We start from the raw sequence: 12,161 nt of genomic DNA, 5'->3' as shown, positions 1-12,161 counted from the left end.
GCGAGCGGATCTGGTTGTTGATCTGCTCGAGAGAACGCGCCGCCGTCAGGACATTCTGGGCGTAGTTGGTAGGGTCATAGACGATGCCGCCGAAGCCGAATTGCGCGTGCGCTGGCGCGGTCAGTACCGGCGATGCGGCGAGCGGTATCGCCAGGATGAAGGCCGCGAGCGACAGCGCGCGCGGGCGTGAACGAAGCGTATTCATGGTCATTACTCCTTCTCAGACTGCTGGGGGGTGAGGTTCGTGAGGTGGGGGATGAGGTCCGCGGCCCACTCGGCGCCGCGCAGGCGCAGCCAGGCGGCGAGAAAGCCCTCGCGGCCATGCTCGGCGACGGTGCGCGCGATCTCGGACTGGTCGGTTTTGGACGAGGTGGCGGCGAGCGCGAGGCCGACTTCGGAGAGGCCCAGCTCGAACAGGCGATTGCCGCGCCGCGACTGGCAGTAATAGTCGCGCTTGGGCGTGGCCCGCGCGAGGATTTCGATCTGGCGGTCGTTGAGACCGAAGCGCCGATAAATCGCTGTGATCTGCGGCTCGATCGCGCGTTCGTTCGGCAGGAGCAGCCGGGTCGGGCAGCTCTCGATGATAGCCGGGGCGATGTTGCTGTTGTCGATGTCGGACAGCGACTGCGTGGCGAAGATGACGCTGGCGTTTTTCTTGCGCAGCGTCTTCAGCCACTCGCGCAATTGCCCGGAGAAGGCATCGTCATCGAGTGCGAGCCAGCCCTCGTCGATGATGAGCAGCGTCGGCGAACCGTCGAGACGGTCGCCGATGCGATGGAAGAGATAGGCGAGGACGGCGGGTGCCGCGCCAGTCCCGACCAGTCCCTCGATCTCGAACGCCTGCACCGATGCCGAGCCGAGATGTTCGGCCTCGGCGTCGAGTAGCCGCCCATAGGGGCCACCCACGCAATACGGTCGCAGCGCCTGCTTCAGGTCGTTCGATTGGAGCAACGCCGTGAGGCCGGTGATCGTGCGTTCCTCGACCGGCGCCGATGCCAGCGAGGTCAGCGCCGACCAAAGGTGCTCCTTCACCTCGGGGGTGATTGCGATGCCCTCGCGGATCAGGATGGCGACGATCCAGTCGGCCGCCCAGGCGCGCTCGGGCGTGTCGTGAATGCGCGCGAGCGGTTGCAGCGAGACAGAAGAGTCCACGCTCTCGGTGAGATCGCCGCCGAGATCGTGCCAATCACCGCCCATGGCGAGCGCGGCGGCGCGGATCGAACCGCCGAAGTCGAAGGCGAAGACCTGGGCACCGGCGTAGCGTCGGAACTGCAAGGCCATGATGGCGAGGAGCACCGATTTGCCGGCGCCGGTCGGGCCAACGACGAGCGTGTGACCGACATCGCCGACATGAAGAGCAAACCGGAACGGGGTCGAGCCCTCGGTCTTGCCGAACAGCAAGGGGGGCGCTCCGAAATGCTCGTCCCGTTCCGGCCCCGCCCACACCGCCGAGAGCGGGATCATGTGGGCGAGATTCAGCGTCGAGATCGGGGGCTGGCGCACGTTGGCGTAAACATGTCCCGGCAATGAGCCCAGCCAGGCATCGACGGCATTGATCGTTTCAGTCATGGCCGTGAAGTCGCGGCCCTGGATGACTTTCTCGGCGAGGCGAAGCTTCTCGTCGGCAATTCGGGGATCGTTGTCCCATACCGCGATCGTCGCGGTGACATAGGATTGGCCGGCGTAGTCAGCGCCGAGTTCCTGAAGGGCGAGATCGGCGTCCGCCGCCTTGTTGGAGGCATCGGTATCGACCAGCGCGGACGCCTCGTTGGTCAGCACCTCTTTCAGGATCGCGGCGATGCCTTTGCGCTTAGCGAACCATTGGCGGCGGATTTTGGTCAGCAGCTTGGTCGCGTCGGTCTTGTCGAGCAGGATGGCCCGCGTCGACCAGCGATAGGGGAAGGCGAGCCGATTGAGATCGTCGAGGATGCCGGGTGTGGTCGCGGTTGGGAAACCGACAATGGTGAGAACGCGCAGATGCGCCGTTCCGAGACGCGGCTCCAGGCCGCCGGTGAGCGGTTGGTCGGCGAGCAGCGCGTCGAGATAGACCGGCGTTTCGGGCACGCGGACGCGGTGCCGTTTTGTCGAGACGGTCGAATGGAGATAGGTCAGCGTCTCGCTGCTATCGAGCCACAGGCATTCCGGCATAAAGCCATCGAGCAGCGCCAGCACGCGATTGGTGCGGTCGACAAAGGTGTTCAGGATTTCCTTCGGATCGATGCCAGCGCGTTCGCGGCCCTCATAGAGCCAGGCTTCGGTGCGCGCGGCGTCCTCGGCCGGTGGCAGATAGGTGATGGTGAGATAGTAGCCGGAGACGTAATGCGCGCCGGCCTCCTCGAAATCGGCTTTGCGCTCGGCATCGAGGAGCGCTGCGGCTGCATCGGGAAACAGGTCTGCCGGATAGATCGACGCCTCGTGCCGCTGCGCCTCAACGAAGATGGCCCAACCCGATCCGAGACGGCGGAAAGCGTTGTTGAGCCGCCCGGCGACGGCGACCAGTTCGGCAGCGACCGCGGAGTCCAGATCAGGGCCGCGGAAACGGGCCGTGCGCTGAAAGCTGCCATCCTTGTTAAGCACGACGCCCTCGGCGACGAGCGCGACCCAGGGCAGATAGTCAGCGAGGCGGGTTGCGGTGCGGCGATATTCGGCAAGATTCATCATGGCGATGCGCCTCCTCAGACGGACAGATGAGCGGGGATGCGAAGGTGGCGGCGGCCGACCTCGACGAAGAGCGGATCGCGCTTTGCAGCCCACATGGCTGCGATATGGCCAACGGCCCAGATCAGCAGACCCACGAGCCAGAGGCGCAGGCCGAGGCCCACGGCTCCGGCCAGCGTGCCGTTCAGGATGGCGAGCGCGCGCGGTGCGCCGCCGAGCAGAATGTGCTCGGTCAGCGCCCGGTGAACCGGGACGGTGAAACCCGGCACCGCGTCGAGTTGTTCGAACGCCGCCGCCATCAAACGAGCGCCCCGCCGCCGAATGAGAAGAACGACAGGAAGAAGCTCGACGCCGCAAACGCGATGCTGAGGCCGAAGACGATCTGGATCAGCTTCCGGAAGCCGCCGGACGTGTCACCGAACGCCAGCGCCAGGCCAGTGGCGATAATGATGATGACGGCGACGATCTTGGCGACCGGCCCTTCGATGGATTCGAGGATTTTCTGGAGCGGTGCTTCCCACGGCATGGACGAGCCGGAGGCATGGGCGGCGGGAACGAGGACGAGGTTGATGTAGGTGAAGGCGGCGGCCGTCGCTGCATAGCGGCGAACGCGCATCGTGGTGCGGATCATGTTGGCGCTCCTGTGCGGTCAAGGGTTGCGGGGGTGATGGCGTAGTCGCCGTCCGGGCCGAGACCTTCGACACGGGCGAGTTCGGCGAGCCGGCGCGCGGAGCCGCGGCCGGAGAGGACGGCAACGAGATCGATGGTCTCGGCGATCAGGGCGCGCGGGACCGTGACGACGGCCTCCTGGATGAGTTGTTCAAGGCGGCGCAGCGCGCCGATGCCGTTTCCGGCGTGGATCGTGCCGATGCCGCCGGGGTGGCCGGTTCCCCATGCTTTCAGGAGATCGAGAGCCTCGGAACCGCGCACCTCGCCGATCGGAATGCGATCGGGGCGCAAGCGTAGCGAAGAGCGGACCAGCTCCGAGAGCGTCGCCACCCCATCCTTGGTCCGCATGGCGACAAGATTGGGCGCGGCGCACTGAAGCTCGCGGGTGTCCTCGATGATGACGACGCGATCCGCTGTCTTGGCGACCTCGGCCAGAAGCGCATTGGTCAGCGTGGTTTTGCCGGTGGAGGTGCCGCCCGCGACAAGGATATTGGCGCGCGCCATCACGGCACTGCGCAGCGTCGCCGCCTGGTCGGCGACCATAATGCCGGCGGCCACATAATCGTCGAGCGTGAAGATTGCGACGGCGGGCTTGCGGATGGCGAAGGCCGGTGCGGCGACAACCGGCGGCAGCAAGCCCTCGAACCGCTCTCCCGTCTCAGGAAGCTCGGCGGAGACTCGCGGGCTGCGTGGATGCACCTCAACACCGACATGGTGAGCGACCAGCCGCACAATGCGTTCGCCATCGGCGGGCGACAGCGTCTCACCCGTATCGGCCAGCCCTTCGGAGAGGCGATCTACCCAGAGACGGCCGTCCGGGTTCAGCATGATTTCGACGACGGCCGGGTCTTCGAGAAGATGGGTGATGGTCGAGCCGAGCGCGGTGCGAAGCATGCGCGCACCGCGCGCGAACGTCTCCGGCTTCTGGCTGATATTGGTCATTTTTGCCCCGCTTCCTGACGGGGCAAAACAGATGATCCCCGGATCGGGGTGATTAAAAGAGCCGCGAATTGAGCCGATTCAACAAGTATCGACCGTCGTAGCAGCGTGGCGTGCAAATACAGGAGAACGGCGGTCGGGCGATGCTATTGATCCACGCGCGCTGACGCCTATGGATCGCTCTCTGTCGCATTGGGCTGCGACTCGCCGACATCTTCAACGATCTCCTGCCGAAGTTTCGGTCCCTGGGCCAAGCGCCGTCCAAGGGCCGCGATGAACGCCTCGTAGCGCTTCCCGACCATGGCGCGCGCGGCCTGGGCTGCGGGCTCGGGCAGCGCCGGCGTCGTGTTGAGCCAGAACCGGATGAATACGGCCATGGTCTCGACGGAGATCCCGATGTCGCGCTCCATGCGGTTGAGACGGCGATCGATCTGGTCGAGGCGTTTGGCGACCACGGCTTCGCGCCGCTCCGCGTCGTCCGGCGACAGGAATGACGCGATGGCGGCCTCGGCGATCAGGGAGAGCGGTTGTTCGCGACGGCCTGCATAGTGCGATAGGGTCGCCATGATGTCGGGGTCGAGATAGACGGAAATCGGCACCTTCTTCTTGCGTCCGGTCATGGCGCTACAGCTCCATGCCGTCATTGGGATCGAGCGAGACCTGGCGGGCAACGCCGCGCATGACGCGGGTCAGCCGCTGGTTGCGCGCGGCATCGTCCTCTGTGTCGCCAGGCAAATCGATCTCAAACTCATTGTCGATCGGCGCCTTCTTTTCGATGGGGTTCACCCGGTTGAGTTCGGGCTGATGGCGACGTTCGGACTCGGTGGAATCCTCTTCGTTGTCACCGCTCGTCGTTGGCGCAGCGCTTTTGGTCATCTCCGGGCGCGCGGGGATCGGCAGCTTGCTCCAATCGTCGGGCCGACCCTCGGCAGGCTGCGCCAGCCCCGGCGGTGACATGATGCGTTCCTTGAAGCGGGCATCTTCATAGTAGCGCGCCTTCTTCGCCCGGATCGGCGGCGTCCCGGCGACCATGACGATCTCGTCGGTCGGCGGGAGCTGCATGATCTCGCCTGGTGTCAGGAGCTGTCGCGCGGTCTCCGAGCGCGAGACCATCAAATGGCCGAGCCAGGGCGAGAGCCGATGCCCGGCGTAGTTCTTCATCGCCTTCATCTCGGTCGCGGTTCCGAGCGCGTCGCTGACCCGCTTTGCGGTCCTTTCGTCGTTCGTCGCAAAGGAAACGCGCACATGGCAGTTGTCGAGGATCGAATTGTTCGGGCCGTAAGCCTTCTCGATCTGGTTCAGCGATTGAGCGATCAGAAAGCTCTTGAGGCCGTAGCCCGCCATGAAGGCCAGCGCGGACTCGAAGAAATCGAGGCGGCCGAGGGCGGGAAACTCGTCGAGCATGAGCAGCAGGCGATGCCGCCCGGCCTTTGCTTGCAAATCCTCGGTGAGACGGCGGCCGACCTGATTGAGGATCAGGCGTATCAGCGGCTTGGTGCGGTTGATGTCGGACGGCGGCACGACGAGGTAGAGCGTGGTCGGGAGCTTGCCGCCCACCATGTCGCTGATCCGCCAGTCGCAGCACCGCGTCACCTCGGCCACGACAGGATCGCGGTAGAGGCCGAGAAACGACATGGCGGTGGAGAGCACGCCCGAGCGTTCGTTGTCCGATTTGTTGAGCAGCTCGCGCGCTGCGCTGGCGATGACGGGGTGCGGCCCTGCCTCGCCGAGGTGGCTGGTCTTCATCATTGCGGCAAGCGTCGACTCGATCGGGCGCTTTGGATCGGACAGGAAAGCGGCGACGCCGGACAATGTCTTGTCGTCTTCGGCGTAGAGGACATGCAGGATGGCGCCGACCAGCAGGGCATGACTGGTCTTCTCCCAATGGTTCCGCTTTTCGAGCGAGCCTTCGGGATCGACCAGGATGTCGGCGATGTTCTGGACGTCGCGGACTTCCCATTCGCCGCGGCGCACCTCGAGCAGCGGATTGTAGGCCGACGATTTGGGGTTGGTCGGGTCGAACAGCAGAACGCGGCCATGCTGGGCGCGAAAGCCGGCGGTGAGCTGCCAGTTTTCCCCTTTGATGTCGTGGACGATGGCCGAGCCCGGCCAGGTCAACAGGGACGGCACAACCAGGCCGACGCCCTTGCCCGAACGGGTCGGGGCGAAGCAAAGCACATGCTCGGGGCCGTCGTGACGGAGATAGTCGCGATCATAGCGGCCGAGCACGACACCGTCGGGACTGAGCAGGCCCGCGGCTTTCACCTCGTCCTTTTCGGCCCAGCGGGCGGAGCCGTAGGTCGCTGCGCTTTTTGCTTCGCGGGCGCGCCAGACCGACATGCCGATGGCGACGGCTATGGCGATGAAGCCGCCCGACGCCGAGATCATCCCGCCCTTGGCGAAGACCTCCGGCGCGTAAGCGTCGTAGAAATACCACCACCAGAAGAACGCCGGCGGATAGTAGATCGGCAGACCGAAGAGGTAAAACCAGGGCGCGCCGAGCTGCGCCTGAAAGCCGAGACTCCATGCGACATATTGCGTCGCCGCCCAGGTGGTGAGCAGCACGATGAGGAAAACGACGGCGATCTGGCCCCACAGGATTTTGGTTGCGGACATTGCTGCGGTCCTTTCTTCTTAGGTGATTAGAGGCCGAGCCCCCGCTTGCGGCCGAAGCTCCAGTCAACACCGCCGTCGCCGCGAGCGACCCCGGAGACGTGCTTGCCGAGCTGGCTCTCGAGGGACGGCGACCAGGGCACGAGCTGGAAGCCGAGGCCGTCATCGATCATCGCGAAGCGGCCGGATGCGAGCGTCATGCGCTGGCGATAGGTGCCGGCGACATATTCGCCATTACCGGCCGCTTTGAACGGCTGGCCTGTCTCCTTCGCAAGCCAGTCGGCAACGGCATCCACCTCGCGGCGACGAAGCGTCTCGATGAGGTTGCGGCTGAAGATGACGCGGCGGCCTTGCTGCTCGGCGAAACCTTCGTGGACCAGATGCTCCGCCCGTTGCCGCATCGCGTGCCGCACCTCGGCGCCGAAGCCGCCCTCGGACATGGCGACGGGTTCGCGGGCGATGGACTGCCGGTCGAGCCAGGTCGCGCCCGAGGCGTTCACCTGATGCTGGAGATCGAGATCGGAGCGGACGGCGAGCGCGACGCGGCGTTCGCCTCTCGCATCTTCATAGGTGCGCAGCTCGACGATCGAGCCTGGCGCGCTGTCCCCCGCCGCATCGAGATGCGGCAAGCGGATGTGGTGGGTCCGGCCATCGACGCCGTCGACCACGGCGTAGGCCGTTCCCTTCAGCTCGTCATCGAGGCCGCGCTCGACCAGACGGCCGATGACCGGCACATCGAGGCTTTCCCCAGCCAGTACGTAGTTGCCCGAGCCGCGGTCGATACCGCGTTCGGTGAGTGCGCGGTGCATGCGCTTGATGATGTCGCCGCGTTCGCCGAGCTGGCGCAGCGTCACCTCAGCCTGATCGTCGATCATCCACTGGCCCGGTCCGACTTCACTGGCGAGGCCGAGGGCTGCGAGTTTGCGCAGGCGGCCCACCTTCTCGACGGCGTAGGCGTCGGGCTGGCGGCCGACCTCCGGAGCGACATCGATGACGCCGGTCTTTCCAGCGTCGCGGACAAGCTGCCGATCAAGCTGCGTCCAGCGCTCCGCCCCGATCTGGCGTTCGAGCGTGCGGCGAATATCGAGATCCGTGCGCGGGCCAAGCTCCTGTGTGATGAGGTCACGCGCGCGATCGCGCATGCCCTCCTTGATGTAGTCGCGCGAGATCACGAGGTCCTGGCCGTCGTCGCGGACGCCGCGCACGATCAGATGGACGTGAGGATGCTCGGTGTTCCAGTGATCGACCGCGACCCAATCGAGCCGCGTGTCCAGATCCTTTTCCATCTGGCCGACAAGATCGCGGGTGAAGGACTTGAGGTCCGACATCTCCACGGCGTCGTCCGGTGAAACGATGAAGCGGAAATGGTGGCGATCGTCCTCGCATCGCCCGGCGAAGGCGCGGCCATCAGCTTCCTCCGTTCCCGGCCCGAACAACCGGGCCTTTTCTCCATCACGGGTCACGCCGTCGCGGCGGAGATAGTCGAGATGCGTGCCGAGCGGCGCGGTGCGGCCGGAGTGCCGCACGACGCGGGCCTTGATGACAGCGCCGCGCGTGCGCGCGGTGATGAGGCGGTTCGCCTGGATGCTGGCGCGCTGGCCGCGGCCGAAGCGCGAGCGATTGGCGGCAACGACGCGCCCGGAGCGCGAGACGCCGCCGCCCGCCTTCTTCGCCGCCGCCAGCGCCTGCGCGATGAAGGGCCGAGCTGACTGCGCGCGGGTCGATCGGATGCGCCCAGGGCGAACACGAAACTCGTGGTCATCGGCCATGACGCGAGCCCGAAATGTGCGAAAAATCGCGTTGATACAGGTAGTTGGGCGTCAGGCGCACATTGCCGATGGGCACGGCAATGTGCGGAGCGCGCCAAAATATCCTGCAAATACAACCGCCCGACCGACGCGCAATGTGCGGCCTTTTATCCTGCCATCGTGCGGTTGTTGTGCCTGCCTCTCCCCCTTGTGCCCTCCATGTCACGCCGGAATGCGACAGAGTGCGAAAGCTACTTCCGCAGCTCATCGGGGCGCTCCACCGTCAGAGCGAGCGACCACGATAGGGGCGTTCGAGTCTTCGGCGGTATCGGGAACGCGCGCCGCGACGGAGGTGCGGTTGTCGTTCGACCGCGCGCTTTCCGATGTCGATGTTGCCGAACGAGCGTCGGCGGAACGCACGACGAAGAGCGGCGCTTCCCGCCAATCCGGCGGCGGTGGCGGCGCAACCGATGGCGCGCTCGACGGCAATGGTGCGCCTAGCTGCGGAGCCAGCAGCGCGATGTAGGCCCGCGTTTCGGCGGGCAGGGCGCGGCCGGTCTGGACGTATTCGTCGTAGCGGCCAGGCCCCGCATTGTAGGCGCCGAGCATTGCGGGGATCGTGCGATAGCGGTCGAACATTTCGCGCAGGTAAGCAGCGCCTGCGAGGATGTTGTCGCGCGGGTCGTAGGGGTCACGCCCGAGCCCATAGCGAATCCGAAGCGCGGCCCAGGTATCGGGCATGACCTGCATCAACCCCAGCGCGCCGGCCGACGATATGGCGCGCACATCTCCGGCGCTTTCGGCGCGTTTGACGGCGACGATCCAGTGTTCGGGAATGCCGAACCGCTGCGAGGCTTCGGTGACGAAGGCGGCGTGCGGATCGCCAGCGACCGTGCGCGCAGCCGACACGGACTGGGCAGGAGCGGCGTCCGTTGCGCCTGCTGCGAGGGCCAGGCCGGAAAGGAGAAGGAAGGCCATGCGCTGGACGACGTGATGCCGCCCGCGCGCATCACGATGGCTCATCGTTGGACGGGGACCGGACATCGGTCAGTCCTTCCCGGCGCGGTCGCGCGGGCGCGACCAGTGCAGCGACCAGGCATTCCCGGCGTCATCGTCGCGGAACAGATTGGCGCGGATCGGCTGCGGCAGCGCAGGGTCGTCGATCAGTACGGCAACGTATTCGCCCGCGCGCTCGCCGGTGCGTTTCCAGCCCGCGCCGATTTCCGGACCGGCTTCGGCTTTACCATCGTCGCTGGCGTGAACGCGGTAATCCGGCGCGTTCTCGGCATCGGAGGGTTCTGCGGGCACAATGACGACATCGCGGAAGAGCGTGAATGTCTCCACCTTGCCGGCGAAGCCCGTGTCCTGGTGCGTGAATTGACCAATCTGAGGCATGATGACTTCCTTTGCGGCGGCGTTGGGAAAGCCATCGGTGGGCGCCGCTCCCGCCGACAGCGAGGTGTCATCGCGTCGGTGCGCGCCATTCGAAGCGGCCCGTTTCGTCCTCGTCGGTCCACAAGGGGACGGCGCGGCCGATGATCTGGCCGGTGGATGTCAGGCCGAAGTAGCGACCGTCCAGGCTGTCGCGGACCTGCCAGTTCATCAGAAAGACTGCGCCGCTCGGGATGCGGCGGCAGCCCTGCCAGATCGGCAGGTCGCGTCCCGCGCGATCACGCGGCAGCGCATCGCCCATCTCGAGGCCGTCGATCGTGACGGAGAGGTTCGAGCGGCAAACGGTCTGCCCGGAAACGCCGAGAATGCGCTTCAGCAGCGGGACGCCTTTGGGAAGATAGCCGCGTTCGGCCATGAAGGTCGCGAGCGGCTCGGGCGCATCGACGGCAACGAGATCGGTGACGTCGAACGGGCCGTCGACGTCGATCGTGTAGAAGCCGATGGGGGCGCTCGCCGATGCGTTCCACAGGAGCTTGATCGGCATCGGGGTGAGCGCCGGATAGCTGATGCCCGTGGTCGCGAGAGCCATGACGAGGAAGAGACCGGCGCGCGTCACGACTGTGTCCTCCGGCGCAGGAGGAAGGCGCGATGCTGGTCGAGCGTATAGGTACGCGGCTGATGTCCAGCCGCCATCCGGTTGTGAACGTGCCGCCAGTGTTCCGGCGAAACGGTGTCCGCCTCGATGCCGATCGCTTCGATGGCATCGACGTGGCGCAGCACGTCTTCGACCTTCTGCCATCCGTCGATCCTGAGCAGGATTTCACCGCCCGGCCGGACGAAAGGCAGCGTCTGGTAGGGCTCTCCGGGCTCGACCGCGCGCACGATGTCGATGCGCGAGACGATCGTGCCGAAATCGTTGGCCGCCCATCGCACGAATGCGAATACGGTGTTCGGGCGGAAGGAGATGACACGCCGGCGGCGGTCGAGGATCTGTTCATGCGCCTCACGGCCGAACCTGATCCAGTATTCGATCTTCTTCTCGATCCACGTCAGTTCGACGTGGGTCATGCTGCCATGGGGGAGCGCTGACGGCAGCGGGCCGCCGCGCATGCGGGGAGCCGCAGTGCCGGTCATGTAGGGTCTCCTGGTGTCGAGGGGAATTCACGCGCGAGCAGCTCGCGCAGCATGTCAGCGACGGTGACGCCGCGCCCGAACGCGGCGATCTTGATCCGGCCGCGCAGTTCGGGCGTCACATCGATGGTGAGCCTGGCGGTGAACGCGGCAACGTCAGCGGCGCGTGGTGCGTTGTCCGCAGCCTTGATCCATTGGTCGGGATCGGCGGGGCGCGATGCGAAGCCACGACGGGGGGATCGTTCGTTCATTGTGCGCCCCCGTCGATCCGCAGACGCAAGAGTTCGTCGGCGAACGCCGCGATCTCGCGCGCGGCCGATGTCGCATCGTCGAGTTCGGCGACCAGGCGGCCGGTCTGCGCGGCGGCGGCGAAGGCGATGCGTTGGCCGATGGTGGTGGCGAGCAACGGTGGATCGTGATCGGCCAGGGTTTCGGCGGTCTCGCGGGCCAGGACGGTGCGCGCACCGCAGCGATTGAGCACGAACCGGGCGACCAGTTCCGGGCGATAGACGCGGGCTTCGTGGAGCAGCGCCAACATCTCGGCCGATGCCCAGCCGTCGAGCGGCGACGGCTGTACCGGGATCAGCACGAGATCGGCGGCGAGCAGCGCCGAGCGCATGAGGGCTGCGACACGCGGCGGGCCGTCGATGACGACGTGGTCGACATCGCGGGCCAGCTCCGGCGCTTCGCGGTGGAGCGTGTCGCGCGCCAGGCCGACGACGCCGAACCGGCGCGGCAGGCCCTCACGGCTGCGCTGCTCAGACCAGTCGAGAGCCGAGCCCTGTGGGTCCGCGTCGATCAGGGTGACGCGCTGACCGCGCCCGGCGAGTTCGCCGGCAAGGTTGAGCGCCAGCGTCGTCTTGCCGACACCGCCTTTCTGGTTGAGGAACGCGACGATCATCGCGCACCTCCAGGCCGATCGAGGAGCGGAAGCTGATCGGGGGAAGCCCGTTCGCTCTCTTTCCGGCTCGTCTGAACAGCTGGAGCACCCTTGAGCGGTGATCTGCCGGC

Annotated in this window: 13 protein-coding genes and 1 pseudogene; all 14 read right to left on the bottom strand. The window is 66.2% G+C overall.

Features of this window, described 5'->3' with window-relative positions; translation table 11 throughout:
• Positions 1–211, bottom strand: a pseudogene (locus OKA11_RS20255) (P-type conjugative transfer protein TrbJ); the annotation flags it as partial.
• On the bottom strand, positions 211–2,661 hold the full coding sequence (trbE, locus tag OKA11_RS20250) for a conjugal transfer protein TrbE (RefSeq protein WP_267223656.1): 2,451 nt from the start codon (positions 2,659–2,661) through the stop codon (positions 211–213). The pseudogene OKA11_RS20255 and the gene trbE, both read right to left, overlap by 1 nt.
• A gap of 14 nt (positions 2,662–2,675) precedes the next feature.
• Positions 2,676–2,957 carry a VirB3 family type IV secretion system protein gene (locus tag OKA11_RS20245; RefSeq protein WP_267223654.1) on the bottom strand — a complete coding sequence of 94 codons (282 nt, stop codon included), beginning with the start codon at positions 2,955–2,957 and terminating at the stop codon, positions 2,676–2,678.
• The gene (locus OKA11_RS20240; protein ID WP_047167732.1) at positions 2,957–3,289 is read right to left on the bottom strand and encodes a TrbC/VirB2 family protein; all 333 of its coding nucleotides are present in this window, start codon (positions 3,287–3,289) and stop codon (positions 2,957–2,959) included. The genes OKA11_RS20245 and OKA11_RS20240 overlap by 1 nt, the downstream gene beginning before the upstream one ends.
• Complete coding sequence (gene trbB, locus OKA11_RS20235) at positions 3,286–4,269, bottom strand: P-type conjugative transfer ATPase TrbB (RefSeq protein WP_267223653.1); 984 nt, start codon at positions 4,267–4,269, stop codon at positions 3,286–3,288. Before trbB ends, OKA11_RS20240 begins: the two co-directional genes overlap by 4 nt.
• Positions 4,270–4,436: 167 nt before the next feature.
• Positions 4,437–4,886, bottom strand: coding sequence for a CopG family transcriptional regulator (locus tag OKA11_RS20230; protein ID WP_267223652.1), 450 nt, complete (start codon positions 4,884–4,886; stop codon positions 4,437–4,439).
• A gap of 4 nt (positions 4,887–4,890) precedes the next feature.
• Positions 4,891–6,882 carry a conjugal transfer protein TraG gene (locus OKA11_RS20225; RefSeq protein ID WP_267223651.1) on the bottom strand — a complete coding sequence of 664 codons (1,992 nt, stop codon included), beginning with the start codon at positions 6,880–6,882 and terminating at the stop codon, positions 4,891–4,893.
• Positions 6,883–6,908: 26 nt separating this feature from the next.
• Positions 6,909–8,648 carry a relaxase/mobilization nuclease domain-containing protein gene (locus OKA11_RS20220; protein ID WP_169862730.1) on the bottom strand — a complete coding sequence of 580 codons (1,740 nt, stop codon included), beginning with the start codon at positions 8,646–8,648 and terminating at the stop codon, positions 6,909–6,911.
• Positions 8,649–8,891: 243 nt separating this feature from the next.
• Positions 8,892–9,671: a lytic transglycosylase domain-containing protein gene (locus tag OKA11_RS20215; protein ID WP_169862728.1), complete on the bottom strand. Its 780-nt coding sequence runs from the start codon at positions 9,669–9,671 to the stop codon at positions 8,892–8,894.
• A gap of 3 nt (positions 9,672–9,674) precedes the next feature.
• The gene (locus OKA11_RS20210; RefSeq protein ID WP_169862726.1) at positions 9,675–10,022 is read right to left on the bottom strand and encodes a DUF736 domain-containing protein; all 348 of its coding nucleotides are present in this window, start codon (positions 10,020–10,022) and stop codon (positions 9,675–9,677) included.
• 67 nt (positions 10,023–10,089) lie between these two features.
• Positions 10,090–10,635 (bottom strand): S26 family signal peptidase, encoded by a 546-nt coding sequence (locus tag OKA11_RS20205; RefSeq protein ID WP_169862725.1) that lies wholly within the window; start codon positions 10,633–10,635, stop codon positions 10,090–10,092.
• Positions 10,632–11,153, bottom strand: a complete 522-nt coding sequence (locus OKA11_RS20200; RefSeq protein WP_267223650.1) for a DUF2840 domain-containing protein — start codon at positions 11,151–11,153, stop codon at positions 10,632–10,634. Before OKA11_RS20200 ends, OKA11_RS20205 begins: the two co-directional genes overlap by 4 nt.
• Entirely contained in the window at positions 11,150–11,401 is a 252-nt protein-coding gene (locus OKA11_RS20195) for a hypothetical protein (RefSeq protein WP_047820995.1), read from the bottom strand. Before OKA11_RS20195 ends, OKA11_RS20200 begins: the two co-directional genes overlap by 4 nt.
• A complete protein-coding gene (gene parA / locus OKA11_RS20190; protein ID WP_169862721.1) occupies positions 11,398–12,051 on the bottom strand; it encodes a ParA family partition ATPase in 654 nt (217 codons plus the stop codon). The genes OKA11_RS20195 and parA overlap by 4 nt, the downstream gene beginning before the upstream one ends.
• Positions 12,052–12,161: the final 110 nt, after the last annotated feature.

The organism is Novosphingobium clariflavum (genome assembly GCF_026420865.1).
GTDB lineage: Bacteria > Pseudomonadota > Alphaproteobacteria > Sphingomonadales > Sphingomonadaceae > Novosphingobium > Novosphingobium clariflavum.
This window is presented reverse-complemented; position numbering and strand designations above follow the sequence as displayed.